The following is a 23,821-nucleotide window of genomic DNA, read 5'->3' on the forward strand; positions in this document are numbered from 1 at the left end:
CCGGGGGATGCGGGTTGTCGACCGGATCGGGCGGACAATTGGCGACCGTTTCCGGTCACTTCCGAACACCACCGCTGACCTGCCGGTTCGCCGCCGGGGAGCGCCGCACCGCGCGGGCCACGTGACCCACGTCACACCTAGCGGGCCGCCGACTTGACAGCCTCACGGCACCGGCCACCCCACCCGGCCCCGCGACGCGGGGCCCGACCCCCGGGCACAGGCCCCGCCCCTACGGCACGGGCTCCACCGCCGAGGAGTCCAGCGCGACGGTCACCCGCTCCAGCAGCACCCGCAGTGCGGCCAGGTCCTCGACGGGCAGCCCGGTCGCGGAGAGCAGCCGGCGCGGCACCTGCCCGGCGCGCTCGCGCAGCGCGGCGCCCTCCGCGGTCAGGGCGACGGTGACGGAGCGCTCGTCCTGCGGGCTGCGCTCGCGCCGGACCAACCCGGCCGCCTCCAGCCGCTTCAGCAGCGGGGAGAGCGTGCCGGAGTCGAGCCGCAGGCGCTCGCCGATCCGCTTGACGGGCAGCTCGCCGTCCTCCCAGAGCACGAGCATGACGAGGTACTGGGGGTAGGTGAGCCCGAGGTCCTTGAGGAGCACCCGGTAGACGCCGCCGAAGGCGCGGGAGGCCGCGTTCAGCGAGAAGCAGATCTGCTGGTCGAGGCGGAGCAGTTCCTCGTCCGCCATGCCGGGGAGCGTGGTCATGCCCCCATCGTACCGATCGCATCCGCGCGATTGAGTTGTGCGCAATTGAATTGCGTGCTCTACTTGATGGCGAAGGGCGGCCCCGCGGCCGCCACAGGAGACGAAGGGAACGGACCATGGACGCGCTCTACACCGCAGCCGCCACCGCCAACGGCCGGGAGGGCCGCGCCGTCAGCTCCGACGGGCAGCTGGACCTCGCGCTCGCGATGCCGGCCGCGCTCGGCGGCAACGGCCAGGGCACCAACCCCGAGCAGCTCTTCGCGGCCGGCTACGCGGCCTGTTTCGCGAGCGCGCTGGGCCTGGTCGGGCGCCAGTCGCGGGTCGACACCAGCGAGGTCTCGGTGACCGCCGAGGTGTCCATCGGCAAGGACGGCGCCGGCTTCGGCCTGGCCGTCGTGCTGCGGGTCGAGCTGCCCGAGGCGCTCGCGGGCGAGACCGGCGAGCTGCTGGTCAAGCAGGCCCACGAGGTCTGCCCCTACTCCCGCGCCACCCGCGGCAACATCCCGGTCGAGCTCGTCGTCGAGTAGTCTCCGCGCCCGGCCCGGGCGGCGTCCCGGCGTCCCGGCGTCCGGCGGCCGACTCCCGCCGGACCCGCCCCCGCCCGGGCCGTGCCGGGCCGCACACGGACCTCCGCGACCGACCGCCGAAGGTCCGCTCCCCTGACGGCCGACGGTGCCGCGCGGACCGCGCACGGGCCCGCCGCACACCCCGGTGCGGCGGGCCCTCCCCTGCCCCCGGGTCACCGGCCCGGGTCAACCACCGCCCGGCCCGTCCGCCGAGCGGAGCGTGTCGAGTCTGTGCCGGTACTCCTCCGCGTCGATCTCGCCGCGCGCGAACCGTTCCGCGAGCACCTGCTCGGGCGTCGGGCCCGCCGCCGACCCGTGGGCCCCGCCCCAACCCGGACCCGCCCGGCCGGCACCCGGCGCCGCGGGACCCGCACCCGCGGCCGGCGCCCCGTACGGGACCGGCCGCCGCGAGCGGGTGATGTACCGGAACAGGGCGATGGCGGCGAGCACCAGGACCACCAGGACCACCAGCGAGCCGATCACCGCGATCGCGATGCCCCAGCCGCCCAGCCCGTGGCCGTGGCCGTACCCGTTCGTGTGCCAGTGCCTCATCAGGACCTCCTCCTCCGGCCCCGCCGCGGGGCCCGTCGAGGCGATGAGCGCCTTACCACCATCGTGCGCCCGCGACCGGCCGAAGCGTCGTGAGGAAAGTCTGAGAAAACGTTCCGGCGCCCGGTGCGCCGCCACCGGGGTAGCGTTGCCGCCCATGAACCACCACCCGCCGGCCGACCGCCGCTCACCCGAGCAGCTCGTCGCGGCCGGGGTGCTCCGGCGCCACGGGGACCCGCACCCCCACCCGGCCCTCGGGCACTCCCCGGTGGCCTACGTGTCCACCGCGCTCTGGGACGAGCTCACCGCGCTCGCCATCGCGCCGGACGCGGCCGAGGCCACCGCCACGGCCCTGCTGCACGCGCTCGCCGAACGCGCCGTGGACGCCGCGCTGTCACCCGGCAACGAGCGCGCCCCGCGCGACGACCTGTACGTGACGCACCCCGCCCACATCGGCCCGCAGCGCCGGACGGTCTGGTTCCAGCGCTCCGGACCGCGCGGCCCGATCACCGCCGGGTTCGCCCCCTGAGACCTGCCGACTCCCCTCGGCCCCGTCCGCTCGGCCACGCCCCCTCAGCGCCCGACCCCTCAGCGCCCGACCCCTCAGTGCTGGACCTCTCAGTGCTGGACCTCTCAGCGCTCGACCCGCAGACTGTGACACACCCAGCTCAGCCGGTCCGGCCCGCCCAGCGGCGGCCGGTCGTGGTACGTCCCGTCCGCGACCGACAGGTTCACGATCAGGTACGCGTGCCAGCCCGGGCCGACCCCGTGCAGGTCCGCGTAGACCAGCTGGCCGTCGACGTACCAGTCCACCGAGTTGGCGCCGAGCACGACCCGCAGGTCGAAGGTGGCGCCCGGCGCGATCCCGGCGCCGGCGCCGTGCCAGTAGCGGAAGCCGCCCCGGACGTGGTTGGAGATCTCCAGCAGGTCCGGGTTGTCGGGGTGGTACTCGAAGAGGTCGACCTCGTTGCCGCCGTCCCGCCAGGTCCAGATCGCCGGCCAGGCGCCCAGCTGGAGGGGCAGCGTGACCCGGGCCGACACGACGTCTCCGGTGTGCACCTGGAAGCCGTCCGGGCTGCCCTCGGTGGTGAGCAGACTGCAGGTCCACAGCCCGCCGGTCAGTCGCCGGACGGCCGTGAACACGCCGCCCGGGCAGTAGGCGCGGCCGAGGTAGTCGAGTTTGTGGTCGCTCCGGTTGGTCGGCCCCATCCGGGGATAGGCGCTGCTGCGCCCCGCGATCCACTGCCTGGTCGAAGTGAAGTCTGCGTCGAACACGACTGCCACGGCCGCCTCCCCTGGGCTCCGGCGCCCCGGGGGTCCGAACCGCCGGGCACACAGAGTGAGTTACCCGATACGCTCCGCAGTATGCGAACCGGATCGCCCCGGTCCGTGCCGGGCAGCTCGAACGATCGGCGGATCAGCCCACCGGTGCGGCCGCTCCCCCGGCCTCCAGCCGGTCGGTGACCGACACCACGCCGTCCACCGAGCGGCACAGGTTGAGCACGATCGGCACCAGGTGCTGCTCCGGCACCGTCCCGCTGAGCACCACCCGCCCCTGGTCGACCTCGACGCCTACCTCCGCCGGGCTCACCCCCTCGACCCGGCCGAGCACCTCCTCCACGATCTCCCGCCGGATCACCCGGTCCTCGCGCAGGAACACCCGCAGCAGGTCCCCGCGGCTCACCATGCCGATCACCCGCCCCTCCTCGTCCAGCACCGGCAGCCGCTTCAGCCCGTGCCGGCTCATCAGCCGGGCCGCCGCCACCACGCTGGTGCCGGGGGTGGTGCAGACCGGCTGCCCGGTCATCAGGTCCGCGGCGGTGACGGCCCCGCCCGGCCCCGGAGGCGGCGCCGCCTCCGGGGCCGGCAGCAGGGCGCCCGGATCCTCCTGCGCGGCCAGGGTGCGCAGCAGGTCCGCCTCGGACACCACGCCGAGCGGCCGCCCCTCGGCGTCCACCACCGGCACCCCGGTGATGTCGTAGTCGGTCAACAGCGCCACGATCTCCCGGAAGCCGGTCTCGGGCGCGACCCGGACCACGGGGCTGGTCATCACTGATTCGACGGTGGCATGCCGCACGCCGGTTCACCTCGTCCACGACGCTACTCCGCCCGGGCACGGATCGTCCCGGCCGTACCGGCAGCATCGCTCCCGGCCGCGCGGACCGCCAGGGGCCAAGGGGCTGAACGGGAGGGACCAAGGCCCCCGCCCGCCGAACACCCCTCCGACATCCGCTCGCACGTTCCCGGCGACACCCGGGCGCGGCCGCACCCCCGACCCCGCACCCCCTCGCCCCCGACCCCGCACCCCCTCGCCCCCGCCGCCGCAGCAGCGGGCCCGCGGGCGGCCGGCGACCCCGGACGGCGCAACCATCACATGATCGACTCGTTGGACCGTCCACCACGACAGCACCGACGACTCCGGGGAGGGCCCGTTGGCAGAACGGACGGTGGACTCGGCGGCGCCCGCCCGGGGTACCGCCGCGCGCCCGGTGGCCCGGGCCGAGGCCGCCCTGGTGCGCCACTACCGCAGGCTGGTCCGGCTCGCGTACCTCGCGCTGCCCGCGGACCGCGACCGGCACAGCCGCGTCCTCGCCGCCCACACGGCCGTCCAGCGCGCCCTGCCGTCCCGCTGGACCCGCCCGGTCGACCCGGCGCCGGCCGACGAGGACCCGGTCTACGCCGCACTGCGGCTGCGGGTGCTGCGCGACGCACTGCGCCCCCGTCCCGCCCGCCGGCTGCTGGCACCCCGGGTCTGGGGCCTGCGGCTGTTCACCCCGCACGGCGGCGAACAGGACGCCGCACTGGACCACGCGCTCGCGGCGCTCGACGCACCCGCCCGGGCCGCGTTCGCGCTGCGCGCCGTGGAGGGGCTGACCGGCGCGGAGGCCGCGGAAGTCCTGCGGCACGCCGGGGTCGAGCAGCCCGAGCAGGCCCTCCACGCGGCGGCCGGCGTCGGCTCGGAGGCGGAGCCGGACCCGTCCGCCCCGGAGCCGGGCGCCTTCGACCCGTCCGCGTTCGACACGAGGAGCTTCGACCCGTCCGCGTTCGACCCGTCCGCGTTCGACCCGTGCGCCGTCCGGGTCCAGCCCACCGACCTGCTGCGCCGCCGCCGGGCGCTGACCGCCGTGCTGCTGGTCGGCGCGCTCGGCCTCACCACCACGGCCGCCGTGCTCACCGGCACCGGCCCCGCCGCCTCCACCACCCGGCCGGCGCCCGCCCCGCCCGCCAGCGCCACGGCCGATCCGGCGCACCTGGTCCGGGTGCCCGCGGACCTGTGGCAGCACACCGCCCGGGTCGACTTCACCGCCTGGCCGGCCCGCGGCGACCGCCGCGAGGACGCCGCGCTGCTCGGCCGCGCGCTGACCGCCTGGGAGCGTCCCGGCCCGCAGACCCGCGCCGAACCGGGCGCGGACACCGCGCCGCCGGTCACCGCGCCACGGCTGCTCTACGCCGGGACGGTGGACGGCGCCGCCGTCGTCCTGCTGTACGACGGGCAGCGGCTGGCCCGCTACACCGACGGACGCGGCGGCGGCCTCGACCTCGCCCGGGCCGACGACTCGGACGTCACGACGGCCGGCGCGGTGGTGCTGCGCCGCCAGGGCACCTCCGTGCGCTACCTGCTGGCCCCCTGGGTGGAGGCCGCCGAGACCCGCCGGATCGACCAGCCCGACACCCCCGCCCGCCCGTTGGAGCACCCCGACGGCCTCACCCCGGCGGCGCCGGGCGGCGTGCTGACGGACTGCCGGGGCGCCACCGTGCTCCAACTGCACTCCTCCCCCGTCATCGCGGAGAAGCACGCCTTCCTGCTGGCCGACCTCGGCGGGCTCGTCCCCGCCCACCTCAGCTACACGCCGCCCCCGGACCGCAACCAGCCGGCGCGCGAGCCGCGCGAGGCCACCGGCCCGGACGCGCTGCAGGCCTGGGCCCGGGCGGGCTGCGCGGCTCCGGACGGCACTCCCGGCGTCAAGCAGCTCAACCTGTGGGCCTTCGCGGTGCAGCCGCTGCCGCAGAACGCGGGCTCGGCGTCCTGGGTCTGCCTGCGCGCCGACCGCTGGACCGGCGAGGGCAGCGCCGCCACCGCCGTTCTGCTGCCCGCCGCCCGGGGGCCGCAGCGCACCGGCGGCGGCCCGGGCCGGGCGTGCAGCCGGTTCGAGCAGGACACCGTGGGCTGGGCCTGGTGGCGTTCCCCGCAGGGCAGCGAGTTCCTGCTGGCGGCGGGCAGCCGGCGGGTCGCCCGGCTCGCCGTCAAGGGCCCGGACTGGTCCGCCGACCGGCCCGCTCCGGACCACACCCTGGCCGTGGAGCGCCCGGTCCGGGCGAACGTCCAGGTGGAGGGGGTGCTGGACGGCGGCACCCGGATCAGCCCGCAGCACTGACCCGGACGGACGGCTCGCGCCCGTAGTCGGGCAGCTCGACGCTGGACACCTCCTGACCCAGCTGCAGCATCCGGTCCAGGATCCAGCGCCGGTTCAGCAGGCCGTTGCGCACCCGCAGGCCGGCGGCGGTGCGCGGCGCCAGGAACGGGCCGGTGCGGTCACCGCCCTTCTGGCAGCCCCGGGCGTAGTCGCGCAGCAGCGCCTCGTACCGGCCGAAGGCGGTGCGGTGGTCGCCGCCGGAGCGGGCCAGTTCGCCGGCCAGCACGTACGCGGCCACCACGGCGGTACCGGTGCCCATGCCACCGATGGTGGCTCCGCAGGCGGCGTCGCCGAGCAGCGCGATCCGGCCGGTGGACCAGCTGGGGACGTCGGCGCGGCTGATCGAGTCGAAGTACAGCTCGGGGGTGTCCCGCAGGCTGTCCAGCAGGCGGGGCGCCTCCCAGCCGAGGCCCGCGAAGGCCCGGTGGACCAGGGCCTTCTGCTGGTCCTGGTCGTGCCGGTGGTAGCTCAGCTCGGGCGAGGCGAAGAGGCAGAAGGCGCCCGCCCTGGTCGGGTCGCGGTGGTCGCCGCCGAGCGCGGCCAGCCGGCCGGGGACGTTGAGGCCGAGGGAGCCGGGCGGCAGGCCGAGGTCGTTGGGCAGCTGCCAGGTCGCCGCGTAGTAGCCGAGGTGGCGGACGAAGCGCTGCTCGGGGCCGAAGGCGAGCCGGCGGACGGTGGAGTGCAGCCCGTCGGCACCGATCACCAGGTCGAACTCCCGCGGCGCGCCGTGCCGGAAGGCGACCCGCACCCCGCGAGGGGTCTCCTCCAGGGCCGTGATCGTGTCGCCGAAGACGTACTCGGCGCGGTTCCGGCTGTGCCGGTGGAGCAGCTGGGCGAGCTCGCCGCGCGGGATCTCCAGTTCGCCGCCCGCGAACTCGGCCGGCAGGTGCAGGATTCGTCGCCCGTCGGGGCCGAGGAAGGTCATCGGGGAGCCTCCGGTGTCGAGTGCGCGCAGTTCGTCGAGGACGCCCATCCGCTCCAGCACGGTCAGGTGGGTCCGGCCGCGGAAGTCGACGTTCTGGCCGCCGCCGCGCAGCGCGGGGGCGATCTCGACGACGGTGACCTCGAATCCGTAGCGGCCCAGCCAGTGCGCCAGGGCGGGGCCGGCGATGCTCGCGCCCGAGATCAGGACCTTGGTGCTCATGGGAGTGCTCCGTTCGATAGGGACGATGAACTGTGTCCACCGGACACTGTTTGCTTGCTGTGTACGGTAGACACAGTTCAAGCCGAGGGCAACCCCCGGACCGGGGGCGACCACAGGAACAGGAGCGGAACGTGAGCGAGGCGGCGAACCCCGCAGGGCCGGCCAACCCCGCAGGCCCGGCGGACGCGACCGGCGCGGCGGACACCACCGGCCCGAAGGGCACGGTCGCTCCGAAGGGCGCGGTCGGGCCGGACGACCCGGCGAACGCCGTGGTGCGACTGCTCTGGGGCCCCGCCCCCAAGCCGACCCGGGGCCCGAAGCCGGCCCTCAGCCTGGAGCGGATCGCCGCGGCGGGCGTCGAGATCGCCGACGCGGAGGGCCTGGGCGCCGTCTCCATGCAGAAGGTCGCCGGGCTGCTGGACTTCACCAAGATGTCGTTGTACCGGTACGTGCCGGGCAAGGCCGAACTCGTCGCCCTGATGGTCGAGTCCGCCGCCGGCGACCCGCCGACCGCCGGGCCCGAGCTCGGCTGGCGGGATCAACTCACCTCCTGGGCCCGGATGTTGGCCGAATCGTTCGACCGCCACCCCTGGCTGCTGGACGCCACCGTCGGCCCCCGGGTCATCGGCCCGAGGGAACTCGCCTGGCTGGAACGGGTGGTGGCCGCCCTCGACGGTTACGGACTGACCGGCCCCGAGCGCATGGACGCCGCCGTGCTGCTCGCCGGGCACGTCCGCAGCATCGCCGAACAGTCCCGCGCCGCCGGCCCGGACGGCTCCCCCGAGGCCGACCTGCTCGCCGCCCTGGGCACGGTGGTGCACCGGCACGCCGACCGCTACCCCGCCGTCGCCGCCGCCATGGCCGAGCCCGGCGGCCGTGACCAGGCCCTGGACTTCGGCCTCGAACGGATCCTGGACGGCCTCGCCGCCCTGATCAGCCGCCGGACGGGCGCCGCGTAGCCGGACGCGCCCTCAGGGACGGCCCGGCGGATCGTGCCGAGCGCGCGACGCCGGACACGCCCTACGGGCGGCGGCCCCAGGCGGAGACCATCGGGGCGGTGGCCAGGTCCAGCCGGCCGGCGGCGACGTTCGCGAGGTGGCGGTCGATCTCCTCGTCGGTGGCCAGCCCCTGCCCGGTCAGGTGGTGCCGGATCTGCCGCACGGTCGCGTCCTCCAGCACGGCGCAGGCCGGCGAGGTGATCGGGAAGTACGCGTCGGCCCGGACGTCGACCAGGCCCGCCTCGCGCAGCACCCGCGGCAGCGTCCGGCCGTAGGAGAGGTCCGCACCGCGGGCCGCCATCAGGGTCCGGAAGCCGGCCCGCAGACGGTTGGCGAGCCGCTGCTCGGGGCCCGACTCGTCCGGGCACAGCAGCGGCTGCAGGGCGGGGTCGGCGTCCTCCAGCAGCAGCCGGCCACCGGGGCGCAGTGCCCCGACCATCCGGCGCAGGGCCTCCGCACGGTCGGCGACGTGGACCAGCACCAGCCGGGCGTGCACCAGGTCGAAGCCGCCGGGCGGCGGCGGGTCGGCCGCCACGTCGTGGGCCAGCACCCGGATCACGCCGCCGGCCGCACCGGCGGTCCAGGACACGTCGATGTCGGTCGCGACGACCTCACCGGTGGGGCCGACGCGCTCGGCGAGTCCGAGCGGGACGGAGGGGCCGCCGGCACCGACCTCCCAGCAGCGCATGCCGGGGCCGATCCCGAGCCGGTCGACGTGCCGGAAGGTCACCGGGTCGAACAGCTCGGCGAGGGCGCCGAAGCGGGCGCCGGCCTCCGACTGCCGGTTGTCCAGCAGGTAGCCGTCCTCGCCACGATGCTCAGCCATGCGGCGATTCTGGCAGACGGCCACGGCCACGGCCCGGGCCGTGGCCGTACGGGGCGGCACCGGGAAATCCCCTCGCGCCCCGCCCGGACGAGGCCCTAACGTCCCCCTCCATGGCGATGTTCGTGCACCTGACCGCCGCGGCGAACGCGCCGCGGATCCGCCGCGCCGGGATCCGGGCCGACAGCCGCGGGCAGGGCGGCGCACGCGGGCTGTACTGCTTCCCCGTGCTGCCGTCCTACCCGCTGACCCACCAGTGGCTGCGCGAGCTGGCCCGGTTCGGCGCCCGGGGCCCGCTGGTCGCCGTGCACCTCCGGCTGGACGACGCGCAGCCGGTACTGGCCGGGCACTACCGGGACCGCGCGCAGGCCGCCCAGCAGCGGCTGCCGGCCGCCGAGGCGGTGCGCCGGATCGGCGCACTGGCCGATCCGCGCGGCTGGGAGGTGTTCGTGCCGCGGGCGGCGGGCCCCCGCGAGGTGCACCGGATCCGCCCGGTGCCCCAGGTCGCCGGCTGGCGCTACCGGCCGGACGCCCACGGCACCCGGCCCTGCACCTGCTACGGCTGCCGGATCCGCGGCGAGTACGGCGGCCGCCGGCTGCGCGAGCGCCTTCCGCACCCGCTGGACGGCCCGCCGCCGCCCGTGCCGGTGCTGCTGGCACGGCTGGACGCCGCCGGCGAGCCGGGGAACGCCGCCGAACTGCGGGCCGCCCTGCACTGGTTCGGGATGCGCCGCCGCGGGCCGGTGGACCGGCTCGCCCGGCTCGCCGCCCATCCGGACCCGGGGGTGCGCACCGAGCTGGTGTGGGCCGTCGGCGGCTGGTCCACCCCCGGGGTCGCGGCGCTGCTGGCCGGCCTCGCCGGGGACCCGCATCCGGACGTCCGCGAGGCCGTCGAGGCGGTGCTGGACCGCTGAGACCTACGGGTGTCCGGGCCTGCAGCGGTCGGGCCGGCGGGAGCCCGCCGCCTCCCGACGGGCGTCAGGAGACGCGCTTGAGCTGCCAGGAGTTGTCGTTCAGGCTCGGCACCGCGGAGTACTTGCAGCCGGCGCTGTAGAAGCTGCTGACGATGGTCCAGCCGGCCGGCGGCCAGGTGGAGCCGCAGGCGTTGACGACGGTGCCGACGGGGTAGCCGGTGAGCTGCATGATCTTCTTGGTGTTCGGGTTGAAGCCGGAGCCGCAGCCGCCGCTGTTCCACCACTGGACGTCCACGTAGCCGCTGGGGGTCAGCGAGGATCCGCACATGGTGGTGGTGTCGCCGGGCGCGGCCTGTGCGGTGCCCATGGTCAGGGTGAGGGCGGCGGCGGTACAGCCGAGGGTCATGACGGCAGCGCGGAGTCGACTCACGGGGGGCTCCTCTCGGTGACGCGGCGGGTCCGCGCCAGGCACATTCCTATCGGCGCCCGCCCCTGACGGACAGTGGGTTTCCGGCCCGCTCATCGGCGCGTTTTCGCTCCCCACACGTCACCGCCACATGATGTTTACCGTGGCACACCTCGCTGACCTGCGGGTCTTCGCGCCGACATGCCCAGCGGGCGGAACCGGGCGATCATGGGACGAACCGTGTCTTCGGCGATGCGGCGCACCGGTGCCCCTCCGGCCGCGCCCGGAAGGTGGACCGCGATGTTCCAGCTCCTGTGGATCCTGATGATCGGCTTCGTGCTGGGCCTGCTCGCCAAGCTGCTGCTGCGCGGCCCGCAGTCGATCCCCTGGTGGCTGACCATGCTGCTCGGCGCGGCCGGAGCCTGGCTCGGCAACGCCGTCTCCGGCTGGATCGGCGTGCGCCACACCTCGGGCATCGACTGGATCCGCCACCTACTCCAACTCGGCTTCGCCGTCGCCCTGGTGGCCTTCGTCGCACCGGCCTGGAGCCGGTCCCACCCGAGGCGCTGACCACCGGGCCGCACCGGCCGCCCCGCCGCGGGCCCTCGGGACACCTGGCCGTGGCGACGCCGTCAGCCGACGTGCACCGCCGGACGCCGCCCGCGCTCCGGTTCGGCCTCCCGCAGCACCTCCCGGGTCACGGGCGCGATCTCGCCCTGCCCGAACAGGAGGAACCGCAGGAACTGGGCGAAGGGGTTGCCCTCCGTCCACTCGAAGTAGATGTGCGGCTGCTGCCCGGTGAGGTCGCGCACCCGCAGCAGCAGCGCGGCCAGCGCGTTCGGCACGCTGGAGCTCTCCAGCGAGAGCACCCGGTAGCGCTCGTGCAGGACCTCCCCGCGCACCGTGAGCTCGGCCTCGAAGTCGGACGGGTCCAGCACGGTGACCTCGACGAAGACCAGGTCGTCCTCGGCCGGGATGTCGTTGTCGCGCCGGATCTGGTGGATCTTGTCCCGGTACTCGGCGAGGTCCCTGCTGTTCGGCTCGTTGGCGATCAGCCGCAGCGGGCGGTGCATGTAGTCGCGGACGAAGCGCTCCGCCACGTCGTCCAGCACCACGTCGGTGACGCGCAGTTCGAAGGCCCGCTTGAGCCGGGACAGGAAGGAGACCAGCATGATCCCGGCGATGAAGCAGGCGCCGATCTTGACGCCGTCCGGCCGCTCGGCGATGTTCACGGCGGTGGTGTAGAGGAAGACCGCGGCGATCACCGCGAAGCCGGCCGTCCAGCGGCGCTGGGCGGCCTTGTGGGCGGCGATGGTGACGGCGATGGCGGCCGAGCTGATCAGCACCAGGACACCGGTGGCGTAGGCGCCGCCCTGGGCGTCGACGTTGGCGTCGAAGAGCCAGGTGACCAGGAAGGCGATCAGGGTCAGCACGATCACCGTGGGGCGCACGGCCCGGGCCCAGTGCGGGGCCATGCCGTAGCGGGGCAGGTAGCGGGGCATCAGGTTGAGCAGTCCGGCCATCGCGGAGGCGCCGGCGAACCAGAGGATGGCGATGGTGGACAGGTCGTAGACGCTGCCGAAGGCGCTGCCCAGGTTCTCGTGCGCGAGGTAGGCGAGCGCCCGACCGTTGGCCGGGCCCCCGGTCTTGAAGTCGTCCGGGGGGATCAGCAGGGTGGTGATGAAGCTGGTGGTGATCAGGAAGCAGCTCATGATCACGGCCGCGGTGGTGAGCAGCTTGCGGGCGCCACGGATCCGGCCGGTCGGCTTCTCCTCGGTGTCCTCCGGATCGCCCTCGATGTGCGGCATCACGGCGACGCCGGTCTCGAATCCGGACAGGCCGAGCGCGAGCTTCGGGAAGACGATCAGGGCGACGCCGATCACGGCGATCGCGTTGCCGTGCTCGGCGATGAGCGCGTCCGTCCAGTCGGCGAAGAGGTGCGGGGCCTTGAGCACGTGCCAGAGACCGTTGACCACCACCACGACGTTGAGCGCCAGGTAGATCCCGACCAGGACGACGGCCAGGCCGATCGCCTCGCCGAAACCCTTCAGGAAGACCCCGCCGAGCAGCGCGATCAGGATCAGCGTGATCAGCACCTGCTTGCCGTCCAGCGCCGTGTGCAGGTGCGGGTTCTCCACCAGGTGCGCGGTCGCGTCGGCGGCCGACAGGGTGATGGTGATCATGAAGTCGGTGCCCGCGAAGCCCAGCAGCGTCAGGACGAAGAGCTTGCCCTGCCAGAACGAGAGCAGCCGCTCCAGCATCGCGATGGAGCCCTCGCCGTGCGGACTCTCCTGCGCCACCCGGCGGTAGACCGGCAGGGCGCCGAGCAGGGTGACGACCACCAGCACGAGGGTCGCGATCGGCGAGACCAGGCCGGCCGCGAGCGCGGCGATGCCGGGCTGGTAGCCGAGCGTGGAGAAGTAGTCCAGACCGGTCAGGCACATCACCCGCCACCAGCGCTGGCCCTTCACGTGCGGGGCCTGCGCGTGCGGACCGGGGTGCTGCTTGGCCATGTCGGACAGGCCTTCCAGCAACCACGCCCGGAACCGCGAGCCGCGGTTCACGGGCGCCGACCCAGCTCCGACCGAACCCGACGAGACCACGCGCACCCCTGTCCACGGTCGGCCGGGCACACGGCGCCGGACCCCCTGACCGCCGGACGGCGGGCCTGGTCAGGCTAGGTGACACGGCGCCACGGCCGGGCGGCCGCGGGCCCGGACACGCCGGGGTACCCCCGGACGGCCCCGGGCGCGGTGCACGGCGAGGCGGGGCCGCCCCGCCGGCGGACGGCCACCCGGCGCGGCGGCCCGTAGACCTCACCCCCGAGGGGTAAGGATGACCGCGCGCGTTGACCCGCCGTCTTGACCACCGTCTTGACCCGCCGTCGGTACCCACCCGCCCTGACGCGGCGTCGTGACCCACCCGTCGTGACCCACCGTCTCGGCCCGCCGTCCCGGTCCGGCGTCCGGACGCGGCGCGGCGGCGCAGCGAGCCGTCGCACCCCGGCGACGGACCCGATCGGACACCAGGGAGGCCACGATGGCGGAACCGAGCCGGCGCGGCGTACTGGGCCTGGGCCTGATGGCCGCGGCCCTCTCCTCCTGCGGCACCGGACCGCCCCACCCCGCCCCCGCACCGCACCCCTCCCCCGACGCGGGCGGCCCGGGCACCGCCGAACACGTCGGCCTGCGCACCGAGCAGTCCCTCCCCGGCGACCCGGACTGGGAGATCACCGACCCCGGCCCCGCCGACGCCATCGAGGGCTTCGCCGACCGCGTCAGCGTGCTGCCCGGCGAGCAGTTCGGGCTGCACGTCTCCACCCCGGCCACCGCCTTCACCGTCTCCGCCTACCGCGCCGGCTGGTACGGCGGCGCCCGCGCCCGCCTGGTCTGGCGCCGCGAGCACGTCCCCGGCGGCAGACAGCCGGCGCCGCACGTGGACCCGGCCACCCGCACCGTGCTCACCGGCTGGCGGCGCACCCTCGCCGTGGACACCACCGGCTGGCCCGAGGGCGCCTACCTGCTGCGGCTGGACGCCGAGGACGGCACCGGCCGGCGCTACGTCCCGCTCACCGTCCGCTCCGCCACCACCGCCGGCCGGACGGTGGTGATGAGCGCCCCGGCCACCTGGCAGGCCTACAACGAGTGGGGCGGGCACAGCCTCTACAACGGCCCCACCGGCGGGCTCGCCACCCGCTCGCTGCGGGTCGTCTTCGACCGGCCGTACGACTACGACCACGGCGCCGGGCTGTTCCTGGTCTACGAGGCCCCGCTGGTGGCGCTCGCCGAGCGGCTCGGGCTGCCACTCGCCTACACCACCGGCATCGACGTCGCCCGCGAACCCGGGCTGCTGCACGGCGCGAGCACCGTCGTGTCCCTCGGCCACGACGAGTACTGGTCCCCCGAGCAGCGCGCCCACGTCACCGCGGCCCGCGACGCCGGGACCAACCTGGCCGTCCTCGGCGCCAACTGCTGCTACCGCCGGATCCGCCTCGAACCCTCCGAGCTCGGCCCGGACCGCACGGTGGTCTGCTACAAGGGCGCCTGGGCGCAGGACCCGGGCCACCTGGCCGGCGCACCCGCCACCACCGACTTCCGGGCCGACCCCGGCGCCGACCCCGAGAGCTCCCTGCTCGGCGTCCTCTACGACGGCTACCCGGTGGACGCCCCGTACGTGGTCCGCGCGGCGGACCACTGGGCCTTCGAGGGCACCGGCGTCGCCGCCGGGGCGTCCTTCCCGCACCTCGTCGGCGTCGAGTACGACCGGGTGGACACCGCCTTCCCCACCCCGCGCCCGATCCAGGTGCTCGCCCACTCCCCGGTGGTCTGCGAGGGCCGGCCCTCGCACGCCGACACCGCCTACCACACCCTCCCCGGCGGCGCCGGGGTGTTCGCCACCGGGACGATGCGCTGGGTCGAGGCCCTGGACGCGCACGGCCCCGGCGGCACCGGCGCCGACCACGGCATCGACGCCCGCGCCGGCGCCCTCGTCCGCAAGGTCACCGAGAACGTCCTGCGCACCTTCGCCGCCGGCCCCGCCGCCCGCACCCACCCGGCCACCGACGACCTGGCCACCGTCTACGGCCCGGCGTAGGGCCCGGTCAGGTGGTCGCTCCCGGGGCCGGGGCGGCGGCGAGGAGCCGGGGGGCGACGGATCTTCACAAGAGGTCTCCATGTCGGTCGGTCGGACGGCAGCGGCAGCCTGGCATGGACACGCATCGAGGTCGAACGGTCTTCCGACGGGCCGTCAGCCGGGTCGGCCGGGACGCCCGGGGCGGGGGGAGCCCCGTGGCACGGATACACTCACACGGTCCAATCCAGCGCAGGTCGTCCAGACAGACCGACCGGTGCGGCACGGGTGCCGGCCGGCGAGGGCACGAGGGAAACAGAACATGGTCGAGGCCTCCCCGAAGGTCGTTGTCGTCGTCCCCACGTACAACGAGCGGGAGAACCTCCCGGTCCTCGCGGGGCTCCTCGCGGACCTCCCGGTTCCCGACCTGCACCTGCTGGTCGTCGACGACAACTCCCCGGACGGCACCGGCGAACTGGCCGACAAGCTCGCCGCGGACTCCGGCGGCACCGTCGGCGTGCTGCACCGCACCGAGAAGAACGGCCTCGGCCGCGCCTACCTGGCCGGCATGGCCCGGGCGCTGGACGAGGGCGCGGACGTCGTGGTCCAGATGGACGCCGACCTCTCGCACCCCGCCTCGGCGATACCCGCCATGGTGGAGGCCCTGCTCGCCGACGAGACCGCCGTGGTGCTCGGCTCCCGCTACGTCCCCGGCGGCTCCACCGCCGCGGAGTGGCCCTGGCACCGCAAGGCCCTGTCCGCCTGGGCCAACCTGTACGTCAACACCATCCTCGGCCTGGGCGTCCGGGACGCCACCGCGGGCTTCAAGGCCTGGCGGGCCGCCACCCTTCGGGCGATCGACCTGCCGAGCGTGCAGAGCAGCGGGTACTCGTTCCAGGTCGAGATGAACTACCGGGTCGTCCAGCGCGGCATGACGATCCGCGAGGTGCCGATCCGCTTCGAGGAGCGGATCGAGGGCGCCTCGAAGATGAGCATCGGGGTACAGGTCGAGTCCGCGCTGGCGCCCTGGAAGCTGCGGCTGAACCGCTGAACCGCCGGGCCGCTGGGCCGCTGGGCCGCCGAACCGTCGGCCCCGACGAGTCGTCGGCCCGGCTGGAGCACGGGGACGCGCCGCGGGGTGGCTCCGTAGGGCGCCGGACGGCTCCGGAACGGGCATACGGGTGCCCGTCGGGCCGCCCGGCGGTGTGGACGGCGGCTGTGGGGAAAGAAGGGCCACATGTCCCTTCTCCCGGAGTCCCTGACGGCCCTCGTCCGCCGCGGCGCCCGAGAACCCTTCGTCGTGCAGACCGTACGGGCCACGGTGGCCGCCACCCTCGCCTACGCGGTGGCGACCAGGCTCAGCAGTGAGCCCGCCCCGCTGACGGCCCCGCTCACCGCCCTGCTGGTGGTGCAGGTCACCGTCTACTCGACGCTCAAGACCAGCATCCGCCGGGTCAACTCGGTGGTGGTCGGGGTCCTGATCGCGATCGGCTTCAGCGCCGTGGTCGGGCTCTCCTGGTGGAGCCTCGGGCTGATCATCCTCGCCTCGCTGGTCGTCGGCCGGTTCGTCCGGGTCGAGGAGTTCGTCCAGGAGGTCGCGATCAGCGCGATGCTGATCCTGGGCGTCACCAAACTCGCCTCGCAGGCCTGGGACCGGGTGCTGGAGACGCTCATCGGCGCCGCCGTCGGCCTGCTGTTCAACCTGCTGTTCGCCCCTCCGGTGTGGGTGGACACCGCCGGCGAGTCGATCGAGGACCTCGCCCGGCGCGCCCGCCACCTGCTGCTGGACATCTCCGAGGAGCTGGGCCGCCCGACCCCGGTCGCCCGGGCCGCCGAGCGGCTGCACGAGGCCCGGCGGCTCGACCAGGCGATCGCCGACGTGGACGCGGCGCTGCGCCAGGCCGAGGACAGCCTGCGGCTCAACCCGCGGATCAGCGAGGGGCTGCTCTCCCGGCTGGTGCTGCGCACCGGGCTGGACACCCTGGAGATCTGCGTGGTGGTGATCCGGGTGCTGGCCCGCTCGCTGACGGACCTGGCCAAACGCCGGGCGCCCGGCGAACGGCTGCTCCCCCCGGACGTGGCGGTCGGACTGGAGGAGCTGCTCGGGCACGTCGGCGGGGCCATGGTGAGCTTCGCGGTGCTGGTGACCACGCAGGTCAGCCGCAACGCCGAGGAGGCGGAGCAGCGGCTGGCCGCCGAGCTGGCCGCGGCCTGGAGCTGCCGGGAGAACGTCGCCCAGGTGCTGCTACGCAGGGTGCAGGAGCACCCCGAGGCGTGGCAGCTGCACGGGTCGATCCTGGCCGAGGTGGACCGGATCCTGGACGAGCTGGACCCGGAGCACCGCGGCCGGCGGCTGATGGAGGAGCTGGACCGGGCCTCGGTGGCCAACCGGGAGCGGTTCTCCAGGTTCGCCGGGCTGCGCCGCTTCCTGCGGGGCGAGCGCTGGCGGGCCCGGCGGCGGGGCCGGCCGGCCGGCTCGGGCGACGGGCCGGAGCAGGGGGGCCGGGAGCGCCCGACGGTGGGGGCCGGGCGCTGACGCTGCGTCTCCCCCGGAGTCTTCCGGGACCTCGGTCGCGCGCCGTCAGCCCCGGGCCGCGTCGAGCAGCGGCTGCACCTCGATCTTGCGCATCTGCAGCATCACCGCCATCACCCGGTCGGCCGCGGCCCGGTCCAGCCCGCTGATCAGCTCGTTGAGGACCCGCGGCACGATCTGCCAGGACAGGCCCCAGCGGTCCTTGAGCCAGCCGCAGGGGCCCTCCTGCCCGCCGTCGGCGGTGAGCCTGGACCAGAGGTCGTCGACCTCCTGCTGGTCCTCGCAGTCCACCTGGAGCGAGATCGCCTCGGTGAAGCGGAACTCGGGGCCCCCGTTGAGCGCCACGTACTGCTGGCCGGCGAGCTCGAAGACCACGGTCATCACCGAGCCGGGGGCGCCGGGGCCGGCCTCGCCGTAGCGGTTGACCTGGGTGATCCGGGAGTCGGGGAAGAGCGAGGTGTAGAAGGTCGCGGCCTGTTCGGCCTGGTCGTCGAACCAGAGGAAGGTGGTGATCTTCTGCATGCGCCCGACCGTAGACCCGGGCCGCGGCCGGGTGGCCGAGCCACGGCCGGGGGTCACCGGTTCGGCGCCCCGCGCGCACGGGAGCGGCCGGGAGCGCCCGGGCGAGGCGCCGCGGGGGCGGGAGGGTGTGCGGTCCCCGGGGTGCGCGGCCCCCGGGGCGGGTGGCTGGTGGTGACACCCGGCGCGCGGGGCGGGCCCGCGCGCCGGGGCCGGTCCGTGGACCCGACCGGTCAGTGCACCCAGCCCGCGTAGCGCTGGGCGAAGCGCCGCCCGCTGTGGGCGGTGACCACCACGTCGTAGCGGCCCTGCCCGTCCAGCGGCCAGGCCACGTCGACCTGCTTGCCGGGCCGCACCCACACCGTCCGCGCCGTCCCCGCGAAGTCGTTGGGCTCGGCCGTGAAGGCGAGGTCCGTCAGACCGTCGTTGACGAGCTGCAGGGTGAGCCGACGGCCGCGCAGGTCCGCGGTGACGATCGGTACGGCGACGTCGTTCTGTCCGTCCCGGCCGTCACGGACCACCGTGCCGGCGAACCGGCGCACGAAGCCGTCCGGGCCGTGGACGGTGAAGTCGTAGCGCCCGTTGGTGGCGGCCGCGTCCCAGGTGTACGTGGCGGTGGCGCCGGGCGCGACGGTGTACGGGGTGCCCGCGAACGGGAACACGATGTTGGGGTAGACGGTGTAGGGGAAGGCGACCGAGCCGTCGTTGCTCAGGGTGCAGACGACCTTGCCGCTCGTCCGGTCCACCTCCACGTCGGCCCACGGCTGGTACGGCAGCGCGCGGTGCGGCCGCTCACCGCGCTCCTGGACCGGCATCGACTGGGCGCCGACCGCGGGCAGGACGACGCCGGGCAGCTTGGTCCCGGCGTCGGCCCTGGCCATCAGCGCGGTGGTGTCCGGCAGCTCGGGGATCGAGTGGTCCGGCGCGGCGAAGTCCAGGCAGCTGGTCAGGTCGCCGCAGACGGCCCGGCGCCAGGCGGAGATGTTCGGCTCGGCGACCCCGGTCACCAGCTCCATGAAGCGCAGCACGGACGTGTGGTCGAAGACCTGGGAGTCGACCCACCCACCGCGCGACCACGGCGAGACGACCCAGAGCGGGACGCGGTTGCCCAGACCGATCGCACGCCCGTGGGTGAACTCCTCGGGGGTGCCCGGCTCCGGGGTGGGCGGGACCATGTGGTCGAAGTAGCCGTCGTTCTCGTCGTACATCACGAGGAACACGGTGTGCCGCCAGACGTCCGGGTTGGACATCAGCGACTGCAGGGCCTGGTCGACCCAGTGCGCGCCGTACGCCGGGCCGGCCTCCGGGTGCTCGGAGAACAGGTAGGGCGCGACCAGCCAGGAGATCGTCGGCAGGGTGCCGTCCTTGCAGTGCCGGTCGAAGTCCGCCGGGTCGAACTTGGTCATCGCGTTGACGTACCGCGGGTCCGTGGGCGGGAACGCGTGGAACTGTTTGAAGTAGGAGAGCGCGTTGTCGTCGTAGTCGCCGGTGCGGTCGTCCTTGCTGGGGTTGTGGTAGACCCGCCAGCTGACGCCGGCCTGCTCCAGGCGCTCGGCGTAGGTGGTCCAGTCGGCGACGGGGTTGTCGGTGACCGGGGTGTTGTCGATCCAGGGCCCGGTGGTGCCGTCGCGGCCGGGCCCGGCCGTACCGGTCCACAGGTAGAGGCGGTTGGGGTCGGTCGGGCCGGCGAGCGAGGTGAAGTAGGCGTCGCAGAGGGTGAAGGCGTCGGCCAGCGCGTACTGGTAGGGGATGTCGTCCCGGGTGAAGTACCCCATGGTCCGCTCGCCCTTGGCCGCGATCCACTTGTTCATCGCGCCGTTGTTGATGGCCTGGTGGCCCGTCGCCCAGTCGTGCGCCAGACCGCCCGCGTTCTGCGCGTTGTACCTGGAGGTGTCCATCCGGTACGGCAGCATCGCCCCGCCGTCGCTGCGCCCGGCGTCGGGCTGGCGGAACACGTCGGTGCCGTCCGGGAAGCGCAGGGCCTGGCGGTCGCCGAAGCCGCGCACGCCGGAGAGCGTGCCGAAGTAGTGGTCGAAGCTGCGGTTCTCCTGCATCAGCACCACGACGTGCTTGACGTCCTTGATGGTGCCGGTGAGCCGGTCCGGGGAGGGGGCGGGAGCAGGAGCGGCCTCGGCGGGGGCGGCCGCCAGGCCGGTCAGGGCGGTCGCGCCGACGGCCGCGGTGGCGCCGACGAAGGTACGGCGGGAGAGCTCGGACATCACGAACTGGCCTCTCAGAGCTGGAAGGTGGCGACGGCGGCGGCGGTGTCGGAGGGCCACTCGTTGGCGGCGGTGTTCGGCTCGGGCTGCGGCCAGTCGGCGACCAGCGTGTGCGCCTCGACCAGCTTCAGCGGGCCCGCGTAGTGGACGTGGTCGGTGCGGTCCTGCGGCTCCGGCCGGTCACCGCGCTGCTTGCGGGTGGGCGACCAGGTGGCACCCGGGAAGGCCACCGGGTCGCGGTGCTCCTCCCGGAAGGAGTCGGTCAGCCCCGCGCCCTGCAGCGCCTTGCTGACCGGCCAGTCGAGCGCGCCGACCCCGTTGTGGGCGGCGGCGGTGGCGGCCGTCCAGTCCAGGTGGGACGGCGAGGACATGGCCCCGGCGAGCACCACCGGGACGTGCCGGGCCGCGTCGGCGCGCACCGCGGCGGCCAGCGCCGTCGCCTGCCGGCCGCGGAGCGAGGCGGCCTCGGCGGCGGTCACGTCGGCGGCGCTGCGCCCGTCCTGGATCGCGTACGGGCCGTAACCGGCCTCGTCCAGGTGCGCGGCCCAGAAGCGGACGGTGCGCCCGCCCGGCAGCTGGACGGTGGCCGCGGCCGCGGGGAGGTCCGCGGTCACCGGGGTGACGTCGGTGAGCGGGTGACGGCTGAGGATGCCGACGCTGCCGGGGCTCTGGTAGGCGTACCAGCCGAGCGCGTCGGCGAGGGTCTTCGCGCGCTCGCCGGCGGTCTCCTGGAGGGCGAGCACGTCCAGGCCCTGGGTGAGCACGACGCGCAGCTGCTTCTCCAGCGCGTCGGTGTGACCGCGGCCCGCGTCGTGCAGGTTCCAGCTGGCGGCCTTGAGGCGCGGCGGCGCGGCCGGGTCGGCGACGGGGACGAGCACGGTGACGGTGTCGGTGGCGCCCGTGCCGTCCTTGACCGCGCTGTCCTTGACGGCGACGACCACCACCTCCGGGGTCTTGCCTACCGCACCCGCCGCGCCGGCCGCGGGGGCGGTGCCGGTGAGCGTGCCGTCGGTGCTGACGTTCAGCCAGGACGGGCCGCTCACCTTGCGGAACGCGGCGGTGCCGGCCGCGTTGCCCGCCGGGCGGGACCAGAGGCCGCCGAGCCTGACGGTCAGCGCGGCACCGGGGGCGACCGGGGTGGCGGTGAGTGCGTCCACGGCGGCGTGCGGGCGCACGACGGCCGGCTTCGGGCGGAAGCTGAACGGCTCGGTCCGGGCGAGCACGCCGTAGCCGTCCTTCGCCAGCAGGTAGGCGGTGTACGGGCCGCCGGTGAGCGCGGAGGTGTCCAGCTGGACGTCACCGGAGGCGGCCGGGGTGTACTTCCACAGCAGGGAGGAGCCGGTGCCGGGCTGGCGGGTGCCGTCGTAGACACCGACCCAGTTCTTGGCGTCGGGGGCGTCGGTGGTCCAGTGGAAGGTGAGCCGGTCGCCTTCGGTGGGGTTGGCGGAGGAGGTGAGGGTCAGGGCGCTGCCTGCGGCCACGGTTGTCCTGTCCGCCGCCCGGGGCCGGTCCGCCGGGGGACGGCCGGGTCCGCGCGCGGCTGGTCACGGAGGTTGGGAGGGAGGCCTCGCAGTTGGCTGTACAACTGCGGGCGGCCCTCATTCATCCGAAGGCCAGCGACCGGGACGTGAACGACGCATGACGGAACATCGGGCGGTTCGGGAACTCCGGGGCGCAGGCGCCGCCGGGTGGGGTGGGCTTGGCTGGTTCCGGCGCCGCGCGGCCGCCGGCGGGCCGGTAGGGTCGACCTCGTGGTGCCGATGAGGTGGACCTCCCGCGTCCTGCTGGTCGACGAGCGCGACCGGCTCCTCCTGCTCTGCGCGCGGGACCCCCGCAGACCGGGCGCCCGCTGGTGGTTCACCGTCGGCGGCGGGGTGGAGGACGGCGAGGACCACCGGCAGGCCGCCCTGCGCGAACTGCGCGAGGAGACGGCGCTGAGCCTGCCCGCCGAGCGGCTCGGCCCCCTCCTCTGGACGCGGCGGACCCACCTCAGCGTCGACGGCCGGGCCTTCGACCAGCACGAGGAGTACCGCCTCGTCCGCCTCAGCGCCGCGGAGGCCGCGGCCACCAGGGTCGACCCCGCGGAGGCCTCGCACGGGCACCACTGGTGGACCGTGCAGGAACTCGCCACCACCTCGGAGACGGTGCGCCCCAAACGGCTGGCCCCGCTCCTCGCCGAGGTGCTGACGGCCGGCGGGCCGGCCCGGACACCGCTGCACCTGGGGGACTTCGACGAGGACGCCGACCCGGAGTAGGCGGCTGTGCCGGGGGTGGTGGCGATCGGTCAGGACGGCCGACCGGTACGGGCGACGAGCACTTACGCGTCGGGATGCTCCGGCAGGGCGAGCCAGTCCGACCAGGAGATCCCGCGGCCGAGGAAGCGCGGCTGCTCGAACGGCCAGTCGGCGGCGATCCACTGCGGTACCAGCGCGTCGAAGGCCTGCTCGACCTCGCTGCCCACCAGCTCGTCCACCACCCACCAGGAGATCTCGCCGTCCGCGCCGGCCCGCTCCGGCGGGTCGATGTAGACGCAGCCGAGCAGAGCCGTCTCCGCTGCGTCGAACAGCGCGTAGTTGAAGGACTGGTGTGCGGCGATCTCCTTCTCGTGCCGCAACAGGTCGGCCTGGTCGGCCTCGTAGGTCATGGTGGCCGCGGGCCAGCCCCAGGCCGGACCGAACATGGCCCACAGCCGCTCGCGCGAACCCATCACGGCCGGATAGTCGAGCGGGGCGTCCGCCTCCCGGATCGGCCGCAGGTGATGGCCACCGCCCGGCAGCGGTACCAGGACGGGGTGGACGAAGTCATCGGGAAGCCAGCTCATGGCGCCCGACCGTATCAGCGCGCGGCCGCCCGCTCCCCTGGATTTTCCCCGCCTACCGCCAGGCCCTGCCCCCATGCCGGGCAGGGCCCGCGACCACCCGGTCGAGACTCCCGTTCGACCGACGGACTCCATGATCGGTACGGCAACGGCTGCTCGGCCGAGCTCGGAGCCGGCCAGTCATTGCGGGCAGGGCCCGGCCAGGTCATTGCGGGCAGGGTCAGGCCGAGTCATTGCGGGCAAGGTGAGGCAGGGTCAGGTCAGGCAAGGGCAGGTCAGGCAAGCGCGAGGAACAGCTTCTCCAGCTCGGCCTCGCTCATCGGCGGGGTGTCGTCGTCGGCGGTGGCCATGCACTGGCGCATGCCGCTGGCCACGATCTTGAAGCCGGCCCGGTCGAGGGCGCGCGAGACCGCGGCGAGCTGGGTGACGACGTCCTTGCAGTCACGCCCCGCCTCGATCATCGCGATGACTCCGGCCAACTGGCCCTGGGCGCGGCGCAGCCGGTTCAGCACCGCGCCGACCGACTCCTCGTCCACCTGCATGTCCGGGCCGCCTTTCACATCGACTGTCGACTGACAAGTGTACCCCGTGGGGTATCGATTCCCCGGCGGTGCGATGTGGGCCGACCGGCGGCGCGGCCCCGGC

23 protein-coding genes are annotated in these 23,821 nt (G+C 74.9%); 10 read left to right on the forward strand and 13 right to left on the reverse strand.

From position 1 onward, the window contains the following. Window positions 1–229 precede the first annotated feature (229 nt). The gene (locus ACIA8Q_RS01170) at window positions 230–703 is read right to left on the reverse strand and encodes a MarR family winged helix-turn-helix transcriptional regulator (RefSeq protein ID WP_387900288.1); all 474 of its coding nucleotides are present in this window, start codon (window positions 701–703) and stop codon (window positions 230–232) included. A 116-nt stretch (window positions 704–819) separates the two neighbouring features. On the opposite strand from ACIA8Q_RS01170, the gene ACIA8Q_RS01175 reads away from it, so the two are divergent. Next, a complete protein-coding gene (locus ACIA8Q_RS01175) occupies window positions 820–1,230 on the forward strand; it encodes an organic hydroperoxide resistance protein (RefSeq protein ID WP_360206149.1) in 411 nt (136 codons plus the stop codon). Window positions 1,231–1,455: 225 nt separating this feature from the next. On the opposite strand, the gene ACIA8Q_RS01180 is transcribed toward ACIA8Q_RS01175, so the two are convergent. Then, complete coding sequence (locus ACIA8Q_RS01180; protein WP_360206152.1) at window positions 1,456–1,821, reverse strand: SHOCT domain-containing protein; 366 nt, start codon at window positions 1,819–1,821, stop codon at window positions 1,456–1,458. A gap of 154 nt (window positions 1,822–1,975) precedes the next feature. Here ACIA8Q_RS01180 and ACIA8Q_RS01185 point away from each other — a divergent pair, with 154 nt between their 5' ends. After that, on the forward strand, window positions 1,976–2,347 hold the full coding sequence (locus tag ACIA8Q_RS01185; RefSeq protein ID WP_387900284.1) for a hypothetical protein: 372 nt from the start codon (window positions 1,976–1,978) through the stop codon (window positions 2,345–2,347). 104 nt (window positions 2,348–2,451) lie between these two features. Here ACIA8Q_RS01185 and ACIA8Q_RS01190 read toward each other — a convergent pair whose 3' ends face one another. Beyond that, the gene (locus ACIA8Q_RS01190) at window positions 2,452–3,102 is read right to left on the reverse strand and encodes a beta-glucanase (RefSeq protein ID WP_360206157.1); all 651 of its coding nucleotides are present in this window, start codon (window positions 3,100–3,102) and stop codon (window positions 2,452–2,454) included. Window positions 3,103–3,235: 133 nt separating this feature from the next. Then, on the reverse strand, window positions 3,236–3,868 hold the full coding sequence (locus ACIA8Q_RS01195) for a CBS domain-containing protein (RefSeq protein ID WP_360206159.1): 633 nt from the start codon (window positions 3,866–3,868) through the stop codon (window positions 3,236–3,238). A gap of 382 nt (window positions 3,869–4,250) precedes the next feature. Between ACIA8Q_RS01195 and ACIA8Q_RS01200 the strand changes: the two genes are divergently transcribed. Then, entirely contained in the window at window positions 4,251–6,194 is a 1,944-nt protein-coding gene (locus tag ACIA8Q_RS01200) for a hypothetical protein (protein WP_396316541.1), read from the forward strand. Here ACIA8Q_RS01200 and ACIA8Q_RS01205 read toward each other — a convergent pair. Then, a complete protein-coding gene (locus ACIA8Q_RS01205; RefSeq protein WP_396316542.1) occupies window positions 6,178–7,377 on the reverse strand; it encodes an FAD-dependent monooxygenase in 1,200 nt (399 codons plus the stop codon). The genes ACIA8Q_RS01200 and ACIA8Q_RS01205 overlap by 17 nt on opposite strands. A gap of 131 nt (window positions 7,378–7,508) precedes the next feature. Here ACIA8Q_RS01205 and ACIA8Q_RS01210 point away from each other — a divergent pair, with 131 nt between their 5' ends. Further along, window positions 7,509–8,336: a TetR/AcrR family transcriptional regulator gene (locus tag ACIA8Q_RS01210; RefSeq protein WP_396316543.1), complete on the forward strand. Its 828-nt coding sequence runs from the start codon at window positions 7,509–7,511 to the stop codon at window positions 8,334–8,336. 61 nt (window positions 8,337–8,397) lie between these two features. Here the strand turns inward: ACIA8Q_RS01210 and ACIA8Q_RS01215 are convergent, their stop codons facing one another. Next, on the reverse strand, window positions 8,398–9,201 hold the full coding sequence (locus ACIA8Q_RS01215) for a class I SAM-dependent methyltransferase (RefSeq protein WP_387900279.1): 804 nt from the start codon (window positions 9,199–9,201) through the stop codon (window positions 8,398–8,400). A gap of 110 nt (window positions 9,202–9,311) precedes the next feature. Here ACIA8Q_RS01215 and ACIA8Q_RS01220 point away from each other — a divergent pair, with 110 nt between their 5' ends. Continuing rightward, entirely contained in the window at window positions 9,312–10,112 is an 801-nt protein-coding gene (locus ACIA8Q_RS01220) for a HEAT repeat domain-containing protein (RefSeq protein WP_396316544.1), read from the forward strand. 64 nt (window positions 10,113–10,176) lie between these two features. On the opposite strand, the gene ACIA8Q_RS01225 is transcribed toward ACIA8Q_RS01220, so the two are convergent. Beyond that, window positions 10,177–10,542 carry a hypothetical protein gene (locus ACIA8Q_RS01225; protein ID WP_396316545.1) on the reverse strand — a complete coding sequence of 122 codons (366 nt, stop codon included), beginning with the start codon at window positions 10,540–10,542 and terminating at the stop codon, window positions 10,177–10,179. Window positions 10,543–10,818: 276 nt separating this feature from the next. On the opposite strand from ACIA8Q_RS01225, the gene ACIA8Q_RS01230 reads away from it, so the two are divergent. Beyond that, the gene (locus ACIA8Q_RS01230) at window positions 10,819–11,088 is read left to right on the forward strand and encodes a GlsB/YeaQ/YmgE family stress response membrane protein (protein WP_387900275.1); all 270 of its coding nucleotides are present in this window, start codon (window positions 10,819–10,821) and stop codon (window positions 11,086–11,088) included. A gap of 62 nt (window positions 11,089–11,150) precedes the next feature. Here the strand turns inward: ACIA8Q_RS01230 and ACIA8Q_RS01235 are convergent, their stop codons facing one another. Further along, window positions 11,151–13,031 (reverse strand): amino acid transporter, encoded by a 1,881-nt coding sequence (locus ACIA8Q_RS01235; RefSeq protein ID WP_387900274.1) that lies wholly within the window; start codon window positions 13,029–13,031, stop codon window positions 11,151–11,153. 526 nt (window positions 13,032–13,557) lie between these two features. Between ACIA8Q_RS01235 and ACIA8Q_RS01240 the strand changes: the two genes are divergently transcribed. The 3 genes from ACIA8Q_RS01240 to ACIA8Q_RS01250 all read left to right on the forward strand — a co-directional run bounded on the left by ACIA8Q_RS01240 (window position 13,558) and on the right by ACIA8Q_RS01250 (window position 17,623). Next, a complete protein-coding gene (locus ACIA8Q_RS01240) occupies window positions 13,558–15,111 on the forward strand; it encodes a N,N-dimethylformamidase beta subunit family domain-containing protein (protein ID WP_396316546.1) in 1,554 nt (517 codons plus the stop codon). 298 nt (window positions 15,112–15,409) lie between these two features. Next, window positions 15,410–16,138 carry a polyprenol monophosphomannose synthase gene (locus tag ACIA8Q_RS01245; RefSeq protein WP_360206184.1) on the forward strand — a complete coding sequence of 243 codons (729 nt, stop codon included), beginning with the start codon at window positions 15,410–15,412 and terminating at the stop codon, window positions 16,136–16,138. A gap of 186 nt (window positions 16,139–16,324) precedes the next feature. Next, complete coding sequence (locus tag ACIA8Q_RS01250; protein WP_387900271.1) at window positions 16,325–17,623, forward strand: aromatic acid exporter family protein; 1,299 nt, start codon at window positions 16,325–16,327, stop codon at window positions 17,621–17,623. Between the two features lie 45 nt (window positions 17,624–17,668). On the opposite strand, the gene ACIA8Q_RS01255 is transcribed toward ACIA8Q_RS01250, so the two are convergent. The 3 genes from ACIA8Q_RS01255 to ACIA8Q_RS01265 form a co-directional block, all read right to left on the reverse strand. Further along, window positions 17,669–18,142 (reverse strand): VOC family protein, encoded by a 474-nt coding sequence (locus ACIA8Q_RS01255; RefSeq protein ID WP_360206190.1) that lies wholly within the window; start codon window positions 18,140–18,142, stop codon window positions 17,669–17,671. Window positions 18,143–18,372: 230 nt separating this feature from the next. Next, the gene (locus ACIA8Q_RS01260) at window positions 18,373–20,358 is read right to left on the reverse strand and encodes a phosphocholine-specific phospholipase C (RefSeq protein ID WP_360206193.1); all 1,986 of its coding nucleotides are present in this window, start codon (window positions 20,356–20,358) and stop codon (window positions 18,373–18,375) included. Window positions 20,359–20,372: 14 nt separating this feature from the next. Then, entirely contained in the window at window positions 20,373–21,839 is a 1,467-nt protein-coding gene (locus ACIA8Q_RS01265; protein ID WP_396316547.1) for an endonuclease/exonuclease/phosphatase family protein, read from the reverse strand. Window positions 21,840–22,118: 279 nt separating this feature from the next. On the opposite strand from ACIA8Q_RS01265, the gene ACIA8Q_RS01270 reads away from it, so the two are divergent. After that, window positions 22,119–22,613: an NUDIX domain-containing protein gene (locus ACIA8Q_RS01270; RefSeq protein ID WP_360206571.1), complete on the forward strand. Its 495-nt coding sequence runs from the start codon at window positions 22,119–22,121 to the stop codon at window positions 22,611–22,613. Window positions 22,614–22,675: 62 nt separating this feature from the next. Here ACIA8Q_RS01270 and ACIA8Q_RS01275 read toward each other — a convergent pair whose 3' ends face one another. Both ACIA8Q_RS01275 and ACIA8Q_RS01280 read right to left on the reverse strand, forming a co-directional pair. Next, entirely contained in the window at window positions 22,676–23,179 is a 504-nt protein-coding gene (locus ACIA8Q_RS01275) for an N-acetyltransferase (RefSeq protein WP_360206198.1), read from the reverse strand. 272 nt (window positions 23,180–23,451) lie between these two features. Further along, window positions 23,452–23,718, reverse strand: coding sequence for a metal-sensitive transcriptional regulator (locus ACIA8Q_RS01280; RefSeq protein WP_387900266.1), 267 nt, complete (start codon window positions 23,716–23,718; stop codon window positions 23,452–23,454). Window positions 23,719–23,821 lie beyond the last annotated feature (103 nt).

The sequence above is a fragment of the Kitasatospora sp. NPDC051705 genome (genome assembly GCF_044453265.1).
Taxonomy (GTDB): Bacteria; Actinomycetota; Actinomycetes; order Streptomycetales; family Streptomycetaceae; genus Kitasatospora.